The organism is Bradyrhizobium rifense (assembly GCF_008123425.1).
Classification (GTDB): Bacteria; Pseudomonadota; Alphaproteobacteria; order Rhizobiales; family Xanthobacteraceae; genus Bradyrhizobium; species Bradyrhizobium rifense.
Window position 1 is genome coordinate 68,146 of record NZ_VSSS01000067.1, and the last position, 19,170, is coordinate 87,315.

Below are 19,170 nucleotides of genomic sequence, written 5' to 3' on the forward strand. Positions count from 1 at the left end.
CGTAGGGTGGGCAAAGCGAAGCGTGCCCACCATCTCTCGCGACGGAGACAGGTGGTGGGCACGGCGCTAAGCGCCTTTGCCACCCTACGAGAGCCGCGCTTTTGGCCTTCCCCGCACCATGATCAACGCCGCAGCCACCACCTCCAGCGCAATACAGAGATAGAACGGCAGCGCATACCCGCCGGAGAAATCGCGCAAGGCCCCGACCACCCCGGGGCCGAACGCGTAGGTCACCTGGTTGATCGCGGTGTTCAGGCTGATCAGCACGCCGAACGAGGCGGAGTCGAATTCCCGCTGCACGATCAGCGACGGCATCGTGATGAGATTGCCGACGGAGAAGCCGAACACCGCGCAGGCTGTGATCAGCACATAGTCATTGTGCAGATTGATGACGACGCACAACGCGACCGCCTGGCTCAGGAACGACAGCGCCGACGCCAGCCGCTGGTTGAGGCGGTCGATCACCATCGAGAACAGCACACGGCCGATCACCGCCATCGCAGTGAGCACCGCGACTGCGACGGCGGCACGTTCGCGGCCGATGATGGGATCGAGGAACGAGATCAGGTGCACGATGAAGCCGACCTGCGCGAACAGCACCAGCGCGAAGGCAATCGTCACCGTGAGGAATCCGATATCGCGCAGCGCGCGCGAGCGGATCTCTGCCGATGATTGCGGCTTTGCTTTCGCCGCGCCATGGCAGCCATGGAGGTCGGGCGGCCGACCGACGACCAGCAAGATCACCGGCAGGAGCAGCACCAGCATGGCTGCGGACGTGGCGAACATCGCGTTTCCGAAGCCGATATGACTGATCATCGTCACCAGCAGCGGCACGCCGACGATGCCGCCAAAACTGGCGCCGTTCAGCGCCAGGCTGATCGCCATGCCGCGCTTCTGGTCGAACCAGAGGCTGATCGTGTTGGTGATCATGGCGAGGCTGGTGCCGGCCCAGCCGAAGGCGAGCACGGCATCGGCCAGATAAAGCTGCCAGGGCTCGCGCACCGCGCCGATCGCGACCGCTGCGGCCGCCATCGCCAGCGTGCCGGCGATGAGACAAAGCCGCGGGCCATATTTTCTGACGGCCTCGCCGACGAAGACGACCAGCAGTGCGCCGAACAGATAGAAGAACGTGGTGCCGGACGAGATCAGCGAGGCCGGCCAGCCCCGCGCGCGCTGCAGTTCGGCGACATAGACGCTCTGGCCGTAGAAGCCGAGCCCCCAGCCGAAGGTCGCAAGCAGGAAGCAGACGGCGACGATGCGCCAGCCTTCGTAGCGGAGCGAGGATTCGTCGATTCGCGAGGTATGCCGGGGATTGTCGAGCATTTGCGCTTCTCCTTCGTGTTCCCCGCGTTGCGATCTTCTGTCCATGACGACCATCATGTAGCGATGTGGGATCAGAAAATCACTTCGACAGCGATCGAAGTATCAACGTTGCTGACAGCCTCCTGCCAAACTTAAATCGCGTCCGGGAACTCGCCCATCGCCGATTCCAGCCGCGCCTTGCGGCGGCGGGCAAAGGAGGCGAGCGAGAGCGCGGCGAGACCGAGCAACACCGGCGGGAACACCACCATGTTCACCGCGGACCAGCCGTAATTCGCAAGCAGCTGTCCCGATGAGAACGAGCCGATCGCCATCATCCCGAACACCAGGAAATCATTGAACGCCTGCACCTTGTTGCGCTCCTGCGGGCGATGGGTCTCCAGCACCAGCGCGGACGCGCCGATGAAGGAGAAATTCCAGCCGATACCGAGCACGATCAGCGTGGCCCAGAAATGCATCGCCGTGATGCCGGAGAGGCCGATGGTGGCGGCGCCCGCTTCCAGCAGTAGACCTGCGGCAACGATCTTCGGCGCGCCGAAGCGGGCGATCAACGCGCCGGTGAAGAAGCTCGGGCCGTACATGGCGACGATGTGCCATTGAATGCCGAAATTGGAATCGGACAGGCTCAGCCCGCACATCTTCATGGCGAGCGGCGCCGAGGTCATCACCAAATTCATCATGGGATAGGAGATGACGCCGCAAAGGGCTGCTGCGATGAAGCGCGGCTGGGTCACGATGGTGAGCAGCGGCCGTCCGCCATGCAGATCGGCAGGGGCCGGCTTCGGCATGTCGACGCCGGCAACGATGCCCATCGCGACCAGCGCGACCGCCGCCTGAACCAGGAAGCTGAAGGCGAACAGATAGGGCGACCAGATGTCCATGGTCCATTGCACCAGCTGCGGACCGAGCACGCCGGCGAACACGCCACCCGCCATCACCCACGACACGGCCTTAGGCCGATAGGCCGCGCTGGCGCCGTCGGCGGCTGCGAAGCGATAGGATTGCGCCACCGAGCCGTAGAGGCCGCCGAGGAAGGTCGCTAGACAGAACAGCGCGAACGAGGCGTGCAGGATCGCGAACGAGCCGATGAGACCGGTGAGCGTGCCGAGGCCGGTGCCGACAACGAAGGCCGCGCGACGGCCGAAGCGGCGCGAGATCGCACCGGTCGGCAGCGTGCCGGCGGCGAGGCCCACCACATACATCGAGATCGGCACGGTCGCGAACGACATATCGGGCGCGAGCGTGGCGCCGACGATCGAGCCGGTGGCGAAGATCACCGCCGAGTTGGCGCCAGTCAGCGCCTGGGCGGCAGCGAGGCGCACCACATTGCTACGCACGCGGACGTCGTCGGCAATCTCATCGGCTGAAGTCACATCTAACATCGGCATTTCCGCCCGCAGGGTCTTTTAAGTAAAAGCCTTGGTGATTCCCGGCACTATGGAGGGGCGCGGGAGGGCGGGCAACCGGCGCAAACGGGCGCAGGCCATGCCTCTGACGCAATCGGATGGACCATACCGCACCGCGCTCTTGACGGCTTGCGCTCGATCAAATCCTATCCGCCGCGCGATCTCAGGGAGTCCGTTCATGTCCGTCGATAACCGGCCTACGCTCAGCGCTCCCGACGACGATCCCTGGCTCTGGCTGGAGGAGGTCGAAGGCGCCCGCGCGCTCGATTTCGTCGAGCAGCAGAACCGCCTGACGCTGGACAAATTCGGCGGCGCGGCGTTCGAACGCGACACCGACATCCTTGCCGCGATCTACGACCGATCGGACAACATTCCCTATGTCAGCCGCAGCGACGGCCTGCTCTACAATCTCTGGAAGGACGCGAAAAACCCGCGCGGCCTGTGGCGGCGAACCACGATGGCGGAATTTCGCAAGCCCGAGACGTCCTGGGAGACGCTGCTCGACATCGACAAACTCGCGGCGGAAGAAGGCGAGGACTGGCTTCTAAATTGGTCGAGCTCGTTTCCGGGCGACGCGCCGCAGACGATCCTGAGCCTGTCGCGCGGCGGCAGCGACGCCGTCACCTTGCGCGAGTTCGACCTCAACACGAAGAGCTTCGTTGCCGGAGGCTTCACGCTGCCGGAAGCCAAGGGCGGCGTCGATTGGGTCGATGCCGACACGCTGCTGTTGTCGAGCGCTTATGGAGGCGACGACATGGCGACGAGCTCCGGCTATTCGCGGACGGTGCGGTTGTGGCGGCGCGGCGAGCCTGTCGAGAATGCTCGCGTGGTCTTCGAAACCACGCCGGATCGCATGAGCGCATCCTGCGACGTCGACCGCACCGGCGAGGCGCCTCGGTTCTGGTTCATCGACCGGCTCGACTTCTTCAAGTTCGACGTCTGGCTGGGCACCGAAACCGGCGCGACCGTCAAGCTCGACCTTCCCTCCGATATCTGGCTGCAGGCTCACCGTGACTGGTTCGCGATCAAGCTGCGCTCGGCTTGGAGCGTGGCCGGCGTCACCCATACCGCGGACAGCGTGCTTGGCATTTCGCTGTCGGCCTTTCTCGCCGGAGATCGCAACTTCACCGTCGTCTTCGCACCAGGCGCGCGCCGCGCGCTCCAGGGATTTTCCTGGGCCGACGGCAAGCTGCTGCTGTCCATTCTCGACGAGCTGCGGCCGGTGTTCGAGATCTGCACGCCGTCGGCCTCGGGCTGGAGCCGCGAAACCCTGCGCGGGCTCCCCGGGATCGGCGTCGTCGATGTCTGGCGCTTCGATCACCACGAATCCGAGAGCAATGGTGACCTGCTCGCCAATGTGCAGGATCCGCTCACGCCGCCGTCGCTGATGCTGATCGAGCGCGGCGTCGAAAGTCCGACGGTGCTGAAGCAGGCGCCGAAGACGTTCAACGCTGACGGCCTCGTCGTCACGCAGCACGAGGCGATCTCGATCGACGGCGAGCGCATTCCCTATGTCCAGACCGGTCCCGCCGGCGAGACCGGCGATGCGCCGGTCTATATGAGCGCCTATGGCGGCTTCGGTCTCGCGGTGAAGCCGCAATACAATTCGTCGCTCGGCAAGCTCTGGCTGGAGCGCGGCGGCACCACGGTGCAGGCGAATTTGCGCGGCGGCGGCGAGTTCGGTACGCGCTGGCACGATGCGGGGCGATACGCCGGCAAGAAGCTGTCGCATGATGATTTCGCAGCAGTTGCTGCCGATCTCGTGCGCCGCGGCGTGACGCAGCCAAAACGTATCGCCGCCCAAGGCGGATCGAACGGCGGCATCCTCATCACCAACATGCTGGTGCGATACCCCGAGCGCTTCGGCGCGTTGTTCTGCACCATCCCGCTGATCGACATGCGCCGCTACACAAAGCTGCTCGCCGGCGCGAGCTGGATCGCGGAATATGGCGATCCCGACAAGCCCGAGGAATGGGAGTGGCTGAAGACCTACTCCGCCTACCACAACGCAAAGCCCGGCCAGCCCTATCCGCCGATCCTGATTGCCACCACACGACGCGACGACCGCGTCCATCCCGGCCACGCGCGCAAGATGGCGGCAAAGCTGCAGGCGATGGGCTATGAGGCCTGGTTCTACGAGCCGGCCGCCGGCGGCCACGGCTACGGCAAGGACAACAAGGAACGCGCCGGCTTCCAGGTGCTGGGATTTCAGTTCTTGAAGGAGAAGATCGGGTGGCGGGACGGCGAGGTGTGAGGGCGTCGCGCCTCACCCGCGCCCAAACACCAGCGTCAGATTGTTTGCGGGCATGTCGATGGTATCGATGAGACGAAGCCCCGCACCACGTGCGAGCGCCTCGACATCGCCGACGTCGCGCACGCCCCAGTCGGGATTGCCTTCGCGCAAGGAGGTGTCGAACACGGCGTTGCTGAGTGCGGTGTGCTTGCCGTCGCGCTTGAACGGGCCGTAGAGGAAAAGCTGGCCGTCGGACCGCAAGTAACGGCCGGCGCCGGCGAACAGGCCTTCGGCCACGGTCCATGGTGCGATGTGAATGACGTTGGCGCAGAACACGGCGGCCAGATTATTCGGCCCCCGCCCGCTCTTCATCTCCGGGCACCAGTCGGGATCGACAAGATCGATCCGCAACGGCGAGCGGACATTGGACAGGCCCGAATGCACGCGCCAGGCCTCGATGCTCTTCACATGGCGCTGGTTGAGATCGCTCGGCCACCAGACGAGATCAGGCGTATGGCGGGCGAAATGGACCACGTGCTGGCCGGTTCCGCTGCCGACCTCGACCACGTCGCCCGACCGTCCCGCGAGGTGCTTTCCGAGCGCCGCCCAGAGCGGTTCGTGATTGCGATGGAAGGCCGGCGCATCGAGACGGCCGTCGGATTCGACCCTCCCGCCGTCCCTGCCAAATTCAACGACATATTCAGCCAATTCATGTCCCCGGAAAACGAGAAAGCAGACCAAAACGCAACGAGGGCAAAACGCCCCCAGACTTTGCCGGTTGAAGCCGGCTTGATGAACGATTTATCTCTTCAGTTGCAATGCAAAAGATATTAACGCCATTTTGCGCCCTGCATAGTCTTGATTGTCAGGGCATGCCCTTTGTGCTTTTGAACACTATCTTTTGCAGATATCTTAAGCCTCGGAACGACGCCTTGACCGCCTTTCCTCGCAAGCCCGCCCTGCTCCTCGCGCTGGTCGTCCTCACGGGCCTCGCCGCGCACCCGGCTGGTGCGCAGTCCGCAATCGCGGAGGGCGAAAAGCTCGCGTTCGACCGCGGCAAGGGCAATTGCCTGACCTGTCACGTCATCAAGGGCGGCGATTTGCCGGGCACGATCGGGCCGGAGCTGAAGGACATCAAGGCCAAATACCCCGACCGCAACGAGCTGGTCGCGATCCTGTTCGACGAGACCAAGCGCAATCCGCAGACCATGATGCCGCCGTTCGGCCGCAACCGGCTTTTGACCGACCAGGAGATCAGCGCGATCGTTGATTTCCTGCAGACGCTGTAATGGCGGGCCCAGGAGATTTGAGATGACCACACATACCGGCCCTCATCCGACGCGGCGCCTGATCCTTCAAGGCGCGGCCTCGGTCGCGCTGATCGGCCTCGGCAATCTGCCGTTCGCGCCCGCACGCGCCGCGGCCAATGACAAATATCCGGAAGAGGCGTTCAAGCTGAAGAACGAGGCCGACGCGATCAAGGCCCTCTATGGCAAGACCGCTGAGCCGTCCGACAAGATCAAGCTCGATGCACCCGAGATCGCCGAGAATGGCGGCGTGGTGCCGATCTCGGTGACGACGACGCTCGACAAGGTCACGTCGATCTCGTTCTTCGTCGCCGAGAACCCGAACGCGCTCGCAGCAAGCTACAAGATTCCTGACGGCACGATCCCCGCTGTCGCCAATCGCCTGAAGATGGCGAAGACCAGCAGCGTGACCGCAATCGTGGAAGCCGACGGCAAGCTCTACAGCGCGACCAAGGAAGTGAAGGTCACCGTGGGCGGCTGCGGCGGTTAGAGGAATCAACATGGCATCCAGCATTCGCGTACGCGCAACATCCAACGGCGACATCACCGAGGTGCAGACGCTGATCCAGCACCCCATGGATACCGGCCTGGTCAAGGACGCCAAGGGCGAGCTGATCCCTGCGCACTACATCCAGGAGCTGAAGTTCGCATGTAACGGCAAGGACGTCTTCGTCGCCAATTGGGGCACCGCGATTTCCAAGGACCCCTACGTCAAGTTCAGCTTCAAGAGCGCCAAGAAGGGTGACGATTTGAAGATCTCCTGGACCGACAACAAGGGTGGGTCTGACGAGACCACCGCGAAGATCGCATGATGAAGGCCCGCACTGCCCTCCTGCTTGGTTCGTTGAGCGCCGCGCTGGTCGCGTTTGCGCTCACATCTCCGCGCGTGGTCGCGGCCGACAAGGTCGATCCCGTCGCCGATGCCAAGGCGTTCCAGAACTTCTTCTTCCAGAAATTTCCGAACGTGAAGCACGAGGATTTCGTCAACGGTCCTTATTCCATGAATGAGGACATGAAGCGGCAATGGCAGGAGAAGGAAGAATTTCCGCCCTACGAGTTTGCGCTCGATGCCGGCAAGGAGATGTTTGCGACGCCGTTCAAGAACGGCAAGACCTACGCCGATTGCTTCCCGAACGGCGGCATCGGCATTCGCCAGAACTACCCCTACTTCGACACTGGGGAAGGCAAGGTCGTCACGCTGGAGCTCGCGCTCAATCGCTGCCGCGAGGCCAATGGCGAGGCGCCCTACTCCTACGTCAAGGACGAGATGGCCTCGCTCACGGCGTACATGGCCTTCACCTCGCGCGGCAAGGCGATGGACATCAGGATTCCCGATGATCGCCGCGCGCTGGAAGCGTTCGAGAACGGCAAGCGTTATTTCTACACCCGCCGCGGTCAGATGAACTTCTCCTGCGCGAGCTGCCATGTGCAGAGCCCGGGCGAGCGCATCCGCGCTGAAGTGCTGGCGCCGGCACTCGGCATCCTCAACGCGCTGCCGATCTACCGCTCCGAATGGAGTGGCATGGGCACCACCAGCCGTCGCTTCATCACCTGCAACAGCCAGACCCGCGCGGTTCCGCTGGAGCCGCAGGCGGATGAATATCGCGACGTCGAATATTTCCTCTCCTACGTCGCCAACGGCCTGCCGATTTCCGGACCGGGAGCGCGGCCATGAAGCGGTCACTTACCTTGGCCATGTTGCTGGCCCTGAGCTTCGCGCCGATGGCGCGCGCGGCAACCGAGGCAGACTACAAGGCGGCCTATGCTGCCGCGGAGGCTGCGTCCAAGGAGGCAGCCGGCATGCGCAACCAGTGGACCACGACCGTCTCGACGCTGGCAGCCGCCAAAAAGGCGGGCGATGGCGGCGATTTCGACCGTGCCGTGGCCGCAGCAAAAGAGGCTGAAGCGCTGGCGAAAGCATCCGTCTTCCAGGCGACCTCTGAAAAAGAAACCTGGAAGGCGATGGAAATCCGCTAGAATGACAGTGGAACCGTCGAACTGCCGAGAATAGGCGCGGAGAATTAGGGATGGCGATCCGCCGCCGCGATTTCCTGAAGAGCTCAGCAATTGCTGCCGCATCGCTGGTGCTGCCGCGGTTTGCGCGCGGCACCGAAACCGCGAGCATTTACGACATCGAGCGGTTCGGCAATGCGCGGATCCTGCATCTCACCGACACGCATGCGCAGCTCAACCCGGTCTATTTCCGCGAGCCCAGCGTCAATATCGGCATTGGCGAGATGACGGGACGGCCGCCGCATCTGGTCGGTCACGCTTTCCTGGAGCACTTTGGCATCCGGCCCGACAGCGCCGACGCCTATGCCTTCACCTCTGTCGAGTTCGAGAAGTCCGCCGGACGCTTCGGCAAGCTCGGCGGCTTCGCCCATCTGAAGACGCTGATCGACCGCCTGCGCAGTGATGTCGGCGACAAGCACGCCATGCTGGTCGACGGCGGCGATCTCTGGCAGGGCACCGGGCTCGCCAACATCATGCAGGGTCGCGACATGGTCGAGGTCGCCAATCTGCTCGGCATCGAGGCGATGACCGGGCATTGGGAGTTCACCTATGGCGAGCAGGTGCTGCGTGAGAATCTCGAGCACTTCAAGGGCGAGTTTCTGGCGCAGAACGTCTTCCTGACCGAGGAAGCGGCGTTCAACGATGCCCCCGCCTTCGACAAGGCGACGGGGCGCGTGTTCAAGCCGTCGACCATCAGGGAGATCGGAGGCCATCGCGTCGCGATCATCGGCCAGGCCTTTCCCTACGTGCCGATCGCGCATCCCAAGCGCTTCACGCCGGACTGGACCTTCGGCATCCGCGAGGAAGAGCTGCAGAAGCATGTCGATGCGTTGCGCGGCGCCGACAAGGTCGATGCGGTGATCCTGCTGTCGCACAACGGCATAGACGTCGACCTCAAGCTCGCAAGCCGCGTCACCGGCATCGATGTCATCCTCGGCGGCCACACCCATGATGCCGTGCCGCAACCGATCGCCGTGAAGAATGCTGGCGGTACGACGCTCGTCACCAATGCCGGCTCCAACGGGAAATTTTTGGGCGTGCTTGATCTCGCGCTCGACAAGGGCAAGGTCAGCGACGTCAAGTATCATCTGCTGCCGGTGTATTCCGAGCTGCTGAAGCCCGACCCTGCAATGGCCGAGCTGATCGGAAAGCTGCGCGCGCCGCACGTGACCGACTGGGTGGACAAGATCGCAACGCCCGACCGGCTGCTCTATCGCCGCGACAATTTCGCCGGCCCCATCGACGAGTTGATCTGCACCGCGCTACGCAGCGAGCTCGACGCCGAGATCGCTCTGTCACCGGGTTTCCGCTGGGGCATCACCGCGCTCTCCGGCCAGCCGCTGACCATGGAGGATGTGCTGGCGGAAACCGCGATCACCTATCCCGAGACCTATGTGCAGGAGATGACGGGCACAGAGATCAAGGACGTGCTGGAAGACATCTGCGACAATCTCTTCAATCCCGATCCCTATTACCAGCAGGGCGGCGACATGGTGCGCGCCGGTGGGCTCAGCTACACCTGCAGCCCGACCAACGCGATCGGCAGCCGCATCTCCGAGCTCAAGCTCACCAATGGCAAGGCGCTCAGCGCCAGCCGCCACTACAAGGTCGCGGGCTGGGCCTCGGTCAACGGCCAGCAGGGCGCACCGGTGTGGGACGTCGTCGGCAAATATCTGCGCTCGGGCCGGATGTTTCGGGAGCGCCTCGGCACCGGCGTCTCGCTCAAGGGCGTCGACGGCAATCCAGGCATTGCAGGATAGGGATGATGCCGTCGCAAGTTTTTCGCGCGATGCTGCTGGCGCTGCTCGTCTGGGCGGCCGCGCCGCTCGCCTTTGCGCAGCAGGTGCCGCTCCAGGACAAGCCGTTCGCCGAGCACAAGATCGTGCTGCAGCTCTCTGACGGCGATGCGAAGAAGCAGGCGCTGGTGCTGAGCGTCGCCAACAACCTCCTGAAGGCCTACGACCCCGACAAGATCGCGGTCGAGGTCGTCGCCTTCGGTCCCGGCATCGATCTGCTGCTGTCCGGCAGCGAGCGCCGCAAGCAGGTCGAGAGCCTGATCGCGCAGGGCGTGCGCTTCGACATCTGCCTCAACACGGTCGACACGATCGAACGGGAGACCGGGAAGCGGCCGGAGTTCATTCCGGCGGCGACGCCGGTGCAGGTGGGCGTCGGGCAGATCCTGTTTCTGGCGGAGAATGGGTATGTGGTGGTGGTGCCGTAGGTCTTAGCCGCACCCTCCGCTGTCGTCCCTGCCTAGTGCGCAATTGCGCACGGGTGCAGGGACGACACCGGTTTTGGGGGACCGGCCATCGACCCAAGCGCCCCACCCATCCCCACCCCCGCAATAAAAATCTTCTAAATTTTCTTATTTCAACAGTACATTACTTCTCTTGTCGGCCCCCGGTGTAGTAGAATCCTCGAAGCCACTCCACGCCGGATCCCGCCATGATCTTTCGCCAGCTCTTCGACAGCGTTTCGGGCACCTACAGCTACGTCCTTGCCAGCCGCCCCGGCGGCGAGGCGCTGATCCTTGATCCCGTGCTGGAGAAGGTCGACCGCTACTGCCAGCTGCTGCGCGAGTTGGACCTCAAGCTGGTCAAGGCCGTCGATACCCATCTGCACGCCGATCACGTCACCGGCCTCGGCGAGCTGCGCGACCGCACCCATTGCATGACCGTGATGGGCGACCAGACCAAGGCGGACGTGGTCGCCATGCGCGTTGCCGACGGCGACAAGGTGACGATCGAGGGCCTCTCGCTCGACGTGATGTACACGCCGGGCCACACCGATGATTCCTATTCCTATCTGATGGGCGACCGCGTCTTCACCGGCGATACGCTTTTGATCCGCGGCACCGGCCGCACCGATTTCCAGAACGGTTCGTCGCGCGCGCAGTACGAGTCGATCTTCAACCGGCTGCTGAAGCTGCCGGATGAGACGATGGTCTTCCCGGCGCACGACTACAAGGGCGACACCGTCTCCACCATCGGCGAGGAGAAGCGCTACAATCCGCGACTGCAGGTGCGCTCGGTCGACGAATATATCGAGCTGATGGCGAACCTGAAGCTGCCCAATCCGAAGATGATGGACGTGGCGGTGCCCGCCAACATGCATGTCGGCCTGCACCAGGAGGAGCTGGAGAAAGAGGGCCGCGTGCTCAGCGCGATCGAAGCGATCCGTTCGCTCGGCCGGCCGGACATGCTGCTGGTCGATCTGCGCGAGAGCAATGAGCGGATGAAGCACGGCATGCTAGAAGGCGCGCTGCACACGCCCTATCCGTCGGTCGAGGAGAGCCTCAAGCCCGGCGGCATGCTGCGCGAGGTCGCCGCCGCGACGGGGCGCCGCGTCGTGTTCTTCTGCGCCTTCGGCGAGCGCTCGGCGATGGCTGTTGCCGCTGCCAAGGAGGCTGGCCTTTCCAACACCGCCCACATCGCCGGCGGCATCGATGCCTGGAAGAAGGCGGGCGGGCCGGTGCTGCACGCCTGACGTTCATCGTCGCGGGCTTGAGATAAGTCAGGAACCGCAGAGCATTTGCGGGTAGGGTCGGATGACGCATCACCATCCGGAATCAGTCATGGCCAAGACCGGGAATACGACCGCCAAGCCGGGCGCGCCGCCGAAGACGAAAACCGCGGACGACAAGGCGAAGAGGCCGAAGCCGCCGCCCGACACCGACGACGATGACGAGGACGGCGACATCGCCACGCCGAAGCGCGATCGTTATGGGAACGATGACGAGCCGTTGTGAGGAGGTGAAGCTCGCCTCAGTGTGCCTCGCTGCACCACCGTTCATGCTCACGCCCCCACCCGCACTACCTGCCATGCGCCTGCGTTCATGGACAAATAACCGCCGTCCCCGATAGTTTGCGCGCCTCCTGAGACTGAATCGGAACTGCAATGGTCGACGTTCTCGCCGCACCGCAACAAGGCAAGGCGGACAGTGCGCTGCGCACGCTGACCGGGATTTCGATCGCGCATTGGGTCAGCCATTTCCATCTGCTGGTCCTGCCGATGCTGTTCCCGTTCCTTAAAGGTCAGCTCGGCGTCGGCTATGTCGAGCTCGGCTTCGCGCTGACCGTCTCTGCCGTCGTCTCCGGGCTGACGCAGGCGCCGACCGGCTATCTCGTCGACCATTTTGGCGCGCGCAAAATCCTGCTCGGCGGACTGACGCTGGGTGGGCTCGCGCTGATCATGCTCGGCCTGCATCTGAGCTACACCTCGCTGATCGCCTGCGCCGTGCTGCTCGGCCTCGCCAACAGCGTCTATCATCCCGCGGATTACGCGATCCTGGCCGAGCACATGGACGAGGCGCGGATGGGCCGCGCGTTCTCGATCCACACCTTTGCCGGCTATTTTGGCGGCGCCGTTGCGCCGGCGATCGTCGCGGCACTGATCACATTGTCCGGCGGCGTCGGCGCGCTGATCGCATCAGGCGCGATCGGCGTGCTGGTGGCGCTGCTGCTGGTCGCCATGAACATTCCCGATGCCGGCGCGCACAAGACCAAGCCGGGCAACGCGGACATGCCGAAGCAGGCCGTCATCACGCCGGCGCTGATCACGCTGACCGCGCTGTTCATGCTGCTCAGCCTGTCGGTCGCCGGCATCAACAATTTCGGCGTGGTGGCGCTGATGAGCGGCTACGGCGCGACCTACTCCGCCGCCAACGTCGCGCTGACCGCGTTCCTCGGCTCCAGCGCCGCGGGTGTGCTCGCGGGCGGCTTCCTCGCCGACCACACCGAGCGCCACGGCTATGTCGCCGCCGCCTGCTTTGCCGTGAATGCCGCCATCGTGCTGCTGATCGCGCTGGTCACGCTGCCGGGCTGGGCCTTGACCGCGACGATGGCGAGTGCGGGCTTCCTCTCCGGCGTGATCGCGCCGTCGCGAGATATGCTGGTGCGCAATGCCGCGCCTCCGGGTGCCGCCGGCCGCGCCTTCGGCATCGTCTCCACCGGCTTCAATCTCGGCGGCATCGTCAGCCCGCTGCTGTTCGGCTGGATCATGGACCAGAGCGCGCCGCATTGGGTGTTCGGGGCCTCCGTGATCTTCATGGTCGCAACCGTCGTGCTGTCGCCGTTCACGGAGCGGAAGCAAGCCAAGGCGTAGCTACAAATTCGACTGTCGTCCCGGCCTAGAGCGCAATTGGGCACGGGGCCGGGGCGACAGTGTTCGTTGCGCTGGCACCGCCCCCTACGTCGGCGACACCGCGCCCTTCAGCTCGGCTTCCCGAGGCGCTGGACCACGCGTCAGCCGCGCCTTTTCCGTGTTCGGCCAGAGCAGCAGCAGGCCGAGCAGGCCGGAGCCAATCATGATCACGGCGTTGATGGTGAAGCCGGTCATGTAGCCGTCGACTATGCTGCCGGAGCGCTGGATCACGGTGCCCATCACGTTCGGCGCAATGATGCCCGAGAGTGTGTAGAGCGCGCCGTAGATCGCGAGGATGGCGCCGCGCTGCGATGCCGGGGTGAATTCACCGAGCATCGGCGGGCAGACGACATAGATCGCGCCGCAGAGCCCAGGGCCGACCACGAGCATCACGATCTTCAGCCCTACGCCCGGGACGTACGGCATCGTTGCCAGGATCAGGCCGCCGATGATCAGCGGCACCGAGCCGAGCACGCCGCGGGAGATTCGGGTGGTGTAGCCGCGCGCCATCATCACCTGCGAGATCCAGCCGGTCAGGATCACGATGGTGGCGCCGAACACCCAGGGCAGGATCGAGATCCAGCCGGCGTCCGATTGCGAGAAGCCGAGCCCCTTGACGATGAAGGACGTGAACCAGGTGAGCCCGAGCGACAGCGCCCAATAGGCGCCGAAGGTCGCGGCCACGCAGCCGAGGAAGGTGCGCGAGGTGAGTAGCTGAACGTAGGGAATTTTCGTCTCTGTGGCCGCGAGGACCCGGGTGTTTTCGAGCGGGCCTTCCTTGCCGAAGATGAGCCAGGCGCAAACCCAGATCAGGCCGACCACGCCGAGCGCACCGAACGCATAGTGCCAGGAATGGTTGACGATGATCCAGTTCAGCATCGGCACTGCGAGGATGACGCCGAAAGCCGAACCCTGTGACAGGATCGCGGTCGGTAGCGTGCGCTTCTCGTCGGGGAACCATTTGTAGACGGCGTGCATCGCCACGGAAGCGGCCGGACCTTCGCCGGCGCCAAGCACGATGCGGCAGATCAGCAGAGTGGTGAAGGAGACGGTGCCGACCATCGGAAACTGCGCCAGCGCCCAGATCACCGCGAGCGTCAGCAGCACCCAGCGCGTCGCCACCTTGTTGACGATGAAGCCGACCACGATGGCCGAGATTGAAAACAGGAAGAAGAACGACGAGCCCAGCAGGCCGAACTGCTCCGGCTCGAGCTTCAAATCGGTCATGATCGGAACGCCGGCGAGACCGACGACGATCTTGTCGGCGAAGTTCACCAGCATGAAGAGAAAGAGAAGAAAAGTAACGGTCCAGGCGCCCTTCGGCGTTTCCTTCGTGGTCCCTTGGGACACCCCTGCCGTCCTGCCCGCCGTAGTGGGCGTTCCCTGAGCGCTCATCATTCTCCCCGTATGTCTTTTTGTCGGTACTTTTGATTTGACCGTCTTGCGAGCTAACAACGGCTTGAACGGCAACGCAACCCCGGCATTTCCACGGCAGGTGTGCTACGCAGCATTGAGCTAATTCCGTCCGGCGCATTGATCTTGCTGAGCATCCGAAACCTCTCCAAAACCTTCTCCGCGGCCGCCGAGCCGGTCCATGTGCTGCGCGGCGTCGATCTCGACCTGAAGGCCGGCGAGCGCGTTGCGCTGACCGGCGAATCCGGCAGCGGCAAGAGCACGCTGCTGCACCTGATCGCCGGGCTGGATGCCGCCGATGGCGGTACGATCCACCTGGAGGACACCGAGGTCACGAAGCTCTCCGATGCCGGCCGCGCCGCGTTGCGTCGCGACCGGATCGGCCTGGTTTTTCAGCAGTACAACCTGATCCCGAGCCTGTCGGTCGCCGACAACCTCGCTTTCCAGGCGCGTATCGCCGGTCGGCACGATGCGACCTGGACCAGGGAGTTAACCGAGCGGCTCGGGCTCGGCAGTCTGCTCAAGCGTTATCCAGAGCAAATATCAGGCGGCCAGCAGCAGCGGGTCGCGATCGGACGAGCGCTGGCGACCAAACCATCGCTGCTGCTAGCGGACGAGCCGACCGGCAATCTGGACGAAGCCACTGCCGACGACGTGCTGGCACTGACGCGCGACCTCGTCGCGCGCACCGGCTGCGGCTTCCTGATGGTGACGCACAGCCTGCATCTGGCAGGCACGCTCGACCGTCACATCGTCCTGCATGCGGGGCGGATCGCATGAGGCGCGCGCTGTGGGTGCTCGCCGTGCTGCTCAGTCATTGGCGACGGCACAGGATGCAGTTCGCCACGCTTCTGATCGGATTGATCGCCGCGACCGCGCTGTGGAGCGGTGTGCAGGCGATCAACCAGCAGGCCCGCAGCGCCTATGACCGTGCGGCAGCGACCTTTGGCGGTGTCCGCACGGCCATGCTGGTCGCGCCCAATACGGCGACCTTCCCGCAAGAGCTGTTCATAAAACTCCGCCGCGCGGGCTGGCCGGTGTCGCCGGTGCTGGAAGGCCGGGTTCAAATCAATGGACGCTCGATGCGACTGCTCGGCATCGAGCCGGTGACGCTTCCAGCTGACGTCGGCAACGCGCCGCGCCTCGGAGCGGCCGATCTCAGCAGCTTTGTTGCCGCGCCCGGCCAGACGCTGGTCGCGCAGGAGACGCTGGGCGATTTGCACGAGCAGGACGGCGCTACGCCGTCGATCAGCAGCGGTGCAAAGCTGCCGCCGCTGCATGTGCTGCCGCAGCTCGTGCCTGAGGTGTTGGTGGTCGATATCGGCGTGGCGCAGCGGCTCCTTAACAAGCCAGATCAGCTGTCGCGCCTGCTGATCGGCAAGGCAAAGGGCAAGCCTGCACCGCTGCAGAGCGTCGTCGGCGATCAGCTACAGCGGGTCGAGCCGACCGCCGAGACCGAGCTGGAGCGGCTGACCGACAGCTTTCATCTCAACCTCACCGCCTTCGGCCTGCTGTCGTTCTTCGTCGGCCTCTTCATCGTCAATTCCGCCGTCAGCCTCGCCTTCGAGCAGCGGCTGCCGATGCTGCGAACCTTGCGGGCCTGCGGCGCCTCGGCGCGGCTGGTCAATACGGTGCTGGTGATCGAGCTGGTGGCGCTGGCGCTGGTCGCGGGCTTGATCGGGCTCGTTTGCGGTTACGTCATCGCCGCGGCGCTGCTGCCTGATGTCGCAGCGTCGCTGCGCGGGCTCTATGGCGCGCAAATTCCGGGGCAGCTCACGCTCCGGCCTGAATGGTGGCTCGCCGGGATCGGCATCAGCGTCGCCGGCGCGATCGTGGCGGCTGCGACCAGCCTGATCAAGGCGATCAGGATGCCGGTGCTGGCGACCGCGCAGCCGTACGCCTGGCAGCAGCGGCAGCGCCGCTGGCTGATGCTGCAAAGTCTTGCTGCCTGCGCCGTATTCGCGGTCGCACTGCTGCTGCTCCAATACGGGCAATCGCTGATCGCGGGCTTTGGCCTGCTAGCGGCGCTGATACTCGGCGCAGCACTGATCCTGCCGGCCTTCCTCGATATCCTCCTGCTCGCCGGCCAGCGTTTTGCGCGCGGCCCGCTGGCGCTGTGGTTCTGGGCCGACAGCCGGCAGCAGCTTTCGGGATTATCGCTGGCGCTGATGGCGCTGCTGCTCGCGCTGGCCGTCAATGTCGGGGTGTCCACGATGGTGGAAACGTTCAGCCGCACTTTTATCGGCTGGCTCGACGGACGGCTCGCCGCCGACGTCTACATCAGCGCGTCCGATAATGCGCAAGGCGTCGCGATCCGCAATTGGCTGAAGGAGCGCAGTGAGGTTCAGGCCATCCTGTCGGGCGGCCGCGCAGAGACGCAAGTCCAGGGACAGCCGGTGGAATTGCTCGGCCTGCCCGATCACGCGCTCTATCGCGAGCGCTGGCCGCTCTTGGAAACCGCGCCGCGCGCCTGGACCCAGCTGGTGCCGGGCAATGCCGCCTTCATCAGCGAGCAGCTGAGCCGTCGCCTCAACGTCCGCGTCGGCGATGTGATCGAGGTGCCGGCGCCGGGCGGGACCTGGGAGCTCGACATCGTCGGCATCTATGCCGATTACGGCAACCCCAAGGGACAGCTCGCGGTGAACGTCGCGGCGCTGATCCGACAGTTTCCGCAAACGCCGCAGACAAGGATCGGGCTCATCGTCCCGCGCGACAAAATTCCGGGATTGATCGCGGCATTGCAGAAGCAGTTTTCACTCGATGATCGCAGCGTCGCCGATCAGGCGACCGTAAAGGCGGAGTCAATCCGCATCTTCAATCGCACCTTTGCGGTGACCTCGGCGCTGAATGCCTTTACGCTCGGCGTCGCCGGCATCGCGCTGTTGACCAGCCTGCTGACGCTGGCGAATTCGCGGCTGCCGCAGCTCGCGCCGCTCTGGGCGATCGGCATCACGCGGCCGCGCCTTGCGGCGATCGAGCTAACCAAGACGCTGTCGGTTGCACTGTTCACATCGCTGCTGGCGGTGCCGCTCGGGCTGCTGGTAGCGTGGTGCCTGATCGCGATCGTCAACGTGAAGGCGTTCGGCTGGCGGCTGCCGTTCCATGTATTTCCACTGCAACTGGTCGAGCTGGTCGCCGTCGCGCTGATCGCCTCGCTGCTGGCGGCGCTGCTGCCGATGATCCGGCTGGCGCGGATGCAGCCGGCAAGCCTCGTCAAGGTGTTTGCCAATGAGCGCTGACAGACTCTCGCGTCGCGCCTTTGCCGGCGGCATCGCCGCACTCACCCTCGCACGCCGCGCACGTGCGCAGGGCTATGCCGGGCTCGGCGAGACCGCCGACGGCTTTGCGAAGGTGACGCCAGGAAAGACGTTCAGCTTCCCCGCCGATCACGGGCCACATCCGGCGTTCCGCATCGAGTGGTGGTATCTCACCGCAAACCTCGTCGACAGCAATGGCGCTGCTTGCGGGCTGCAATGGACGCTGTTTCGCCAGGCCGCCAAGCCGGGACCGCAAGCCGAGGGCTGGGCCAATCAGCAGATCTGGATGGCGCATGCCGCGGTGACGCGCGCCGACACCCACCGTTTCAATGAGCTGTTTTCGCGCGGCGGTATCGGGCAGGCCAACGTCGAGGCCAAACCGTTCGCGGCGTGGATCGACGATTGGGAGATGAAGGGTTCTGGGCGCACGGATGATCGCACTCTGTCACCCGTGATGCTGAAGGCATCCGGAACCGATTTCAGCTACGCGCTGACCCTTGAGGCCGATCGGCCGGTCGTCTTGCAGGGCGACGGCGGTTACAGCCGCAAGTCCGAGCGCGGACAAGCATCCTACTATTACAGCCAGCCGTTCTACCGCGCACGCGGCACGCTCACCATCGACGACAAACCGATCGATGTGTCCGGCCAGGCCTGGATGGACCGGGAATGGAGCAGCCAGCCGCTCGATACCGACCAGACCGGCTGGGACTGGCTGTCGCTGCATCTTGCCTCCGGCGATAAGCTGATGCTGTACCGGCTACGCCAGAAGGACGGTAAGGATTATCCGTTCGGCAACTGGATCAGCGCCAATGGCGAGACGCAGATGATTGCGGGTAGCGACATCCACATGAGTCCGAAGGCGACAGCGGACGTGGCGGGCCGCAAGCTGCCGGTGGAATGGCAGATCGCGATCCCGTCCCGCGCGTTCTCGATTGCCTGCAAGCCGCTCAATCCAAAGGCATGGATGGGGACCGGCTTTTCTTACTGGGAGGGACCGATCAGCTTTGCCGGCACGCATGATGGCGTTGGCTATCTCGAGCTGACCGGCTATTGAGCTGCATCTGATTGCCGGAGGCTTC

General features: G+C 64.4%; 18 protein-coding genes. 14 read left to right on the forward strand and 4 right to left on the reverse strand.

Annotation, left to right across the window (positions count from 1 at the left end):
• Positions 1–84 precede the first annotated feature (84 nt).
• On the reverse strand, positions 85–1,323 hold the full coding sequence (locus FXB40_RS38195; RefSeq protein ID WP_148777426.1) for an MFS transporter: 1,239 nt from the start codon (positions 1,321–1,323) through the stop codon (positions 85–87).
• A 131-nt stretch (positions 1,324–1,454) separates the two neighbouring features.
• Entirely contained in the window at positions 1,455–2,702 is a 1,248-nt protein-coding gene (locus tag FXB40_RS38200) for an MFS transporter (RefSeq protein ID WP_187437428.1), read from the reverse strand.
• 202 nt (positions 2,703–2,904) lie between these two features.
• Between FXB40_RS38200 and FXB40_RS38205 the strand changes: the two genes are divergently transcribed.
• Positions 2,905–4,980 (forward strand): prolyl oligopeptidase family serine peptidase, encoded by a 2,076-nt coding sequence (locus tag FXB40_RS38205; RefSeq protein WP_148777428.1) that lies wholly within the window; start codon positions 2,905–2,907, stop codon positions 4,978–4,980.
• 12 nt (positions 4,981–4,992) lie between these two features.
• On the opposite strand, the gene FXB40_RS38210 is transcribed toward FXB40_RS38205, so the two are convergent.
• Positions 4,993–5,667 (reverse strand): DUF938 domain-containing protein, encoded by a 675-nt coding sequence (locus tag FXB40_RS38210; RefSeq protein WP_148777429.1) that lies wholly within the window; start codon positions 5,665–5,667, stop codon positions 4,993–4,995.
• A 224-nt stretch (positions 5,668–5,891) separates the two neighbouring features.
• On the opposite strand from FXB40_RS38210, the gene soxX reads away from it, so the two are divergent.
• The 10 genes from soxX (at position 5,892) to FXB40_RS38260 (ending at position 13,382) form a co-directional block, all read left to right on the forward strand.
• Positions 5,892–6,248 (forward strand): sulfur oxidation c-type cytochrome SoxX, encoded by a 357-nt coding sequence (gene soxX, locus FXB40_RS38215; RefSeq protein ID WP_187437429.1) that lies wholly within the window; start codon positions 5,892–5,894, stop codon positions 6,246–6,248.
• A gap of 22 nt (positions 6,249–6,270) precedes the next feature.
• Complete coding sequence (gene soxY / locus FXB40_RS38220; RefSeq protein ID WP_148777431.1) at positions 6,271–6,756, forward strand: thiosulfate oxidation carrier protein SoxY; 486 nt, start codon at positions 6,271–6,273, stop codon at positions 6,754–6,756.
• 10 nt (positions 6,757–6,766) lie between these two features.
• Positions 6,767–7,078 carry a thiosulfate oxidation carrier complex protein SoxZ gene (gene soxZ, locus FXB40_RS38225; protein WP_148777432.1) on the forward strand — a complete coding sequence of 104 codons (312 nt, stop codon included), beginning with the start codon at positions 6,767–6,769 and terminating at the stop codon, positions 7,076–7,078.
• Positions 7,078–7,941, forward strand: a complete 864-nt coding sequence (soxA, locus tag FXB40_RS38230; protein ID WP_187437459.1) for a sulfur oxidation c-type cytochrome SoxA — start codon at positions 7,078–7,080, stop codon at positions 7,939–7,941. Before soxZ ends, soxA begins: the two co-directional genes overlap by 1 nt.
• Positions 7,938–8,243, forward strand: coding sequence for a hypothetical protein (locus FXB40_RS38235; RefSeq protein WP_148777434.1), 306 nt, complete (start codon positions 7,938–7,940; stop codon positions 8,241–8,243). The genes soxA and FXB40_RS38235 overlap by 4 nt, the downstream gene beginning before the upstream one ends.
• Positions 8,244–8,293: 50 nt before the next feature.
• Complete coding sequence (gene soxB, locus FXB40_RS38240) at positions 8,294–10,039, forward strand: thiosulfohydrolase SoxB (protein WP_148777435.1); 1,746 nt, start codon at positions 8,294–8,296, stop codon at positions 10,037–10,039.
• 2 nt (positions 10,040–10,041) lie between these two features.
• Positions 10,042–10,500, forward strand: a complete 459-nt coding sequence (locus tag FXB40_RS38245) for a DsrE family protein (RefSeq protein ID WP_148777436.1) — start codon at positions 10,042–10,044, stop codon at positions 10,498–10,500.
• 224 nt (positions 10,501–10,724) lie between these two features.
• Positions 10,725–11,765: an MBL fold metallo-hydrolase gene (locus tag FXB40_RS38250; RefSeq protein WP_148777437.1), complete on the forward strand. Its 1,041-nt coding sequence runs from the start codon at positions 10,725–10,727 to the stop codon at positions 11,763–11,765.
• A gap of 88 nt (positions 11,766–11,853) precedes the next feature.
• Positions 11,854–12,027, forward strand: coding sequence for a hypothetical protein (locus FXB40_RS38255; RefSeq protein WP_187437430.1), 174 nt, complete (start codon positions 11,854–11,856; stop codon positions 12,025–12,027).
• 149 nt (positions 12,028–12,176) lie between these two features.
• On the forward strand, positions 12,177–13,382 hold the full coding sequence (locus tag FXB40_RS38260) for an MFS transporter (RefSeq protein ID WP_148777439.1): 1,206 nt from the start codon (positions 12,177–12,179) through the stop codon (positions 13,380–13,382).
• An 84-nt stretch (positions 13,383–13,466) separates the two neighbouring features.
• Here the strand turns inward: FXB40_RS38260 and FXB40_RS38265 are convergent, their stop codons facing one another.
• A complete protein-coding gene (locus tag FXB40_RS38265) occupies positions 13,467–14,816 on the reverse strand; it encodes an MFS transporter (protein ID WP_148777440.1) in 1,350 nt (449 codons plus the stop codon).
• 144 nt (positions 14,817–14,960) lie between these two features.
• On the opposite strand from FXB40_RS38265, the gene FXB40_RS38270 reads away from it, so the two are divergent.
• Genes FXB40_RS38270 through FXB40_RS38280 form a run of 3 tightly spaced genes read left to right on the forward strand, consistent with a single transcriptional unit; the run spans position 14,961 to position 19,145 of the window.
• Positions 14,961–15,614 carry an ABC transporter ATP-binding protein gene (locus FXB40_RS38270; RefSeq protein WP_148777441.1) on the forward strand — a complete coding sequence of 218 codons (654 nt, stop codon included), beginning with the start codon at positions 14,961–14,963 and terminating at the stop codon, positions 15,612–15,614.
• A complete protein-coding gene (locus tag FXB40_RS38275) occupies positions 15,611–18,073 on the forward strand; it encodes an FtsX-like permease family protein (protein WP_148777442.1) in 2,463 nt (820 codons plus the stop codon). The genes FXB40_RS38270 and FXB40_RS38275 overlap by 4 nt, the downstream gene beginning before the upstream one ends.
• A complete protein-coding gene (locus tag FXB40_RS38280; RefSeq protein WP_148777443.1) occupies positions 18,063–19,145 on the forward strand; it encodes a lipocalin-like domain-containing protein in 1,083 nt (360 codons plus the stop codon). Before FXB40_RS38275 ends, FXB40_RS38280 begins: the two co-directional genes overlap by 11 nt.
• Positions 19,146–19,170: the final 25 nt, after the last annotated feature.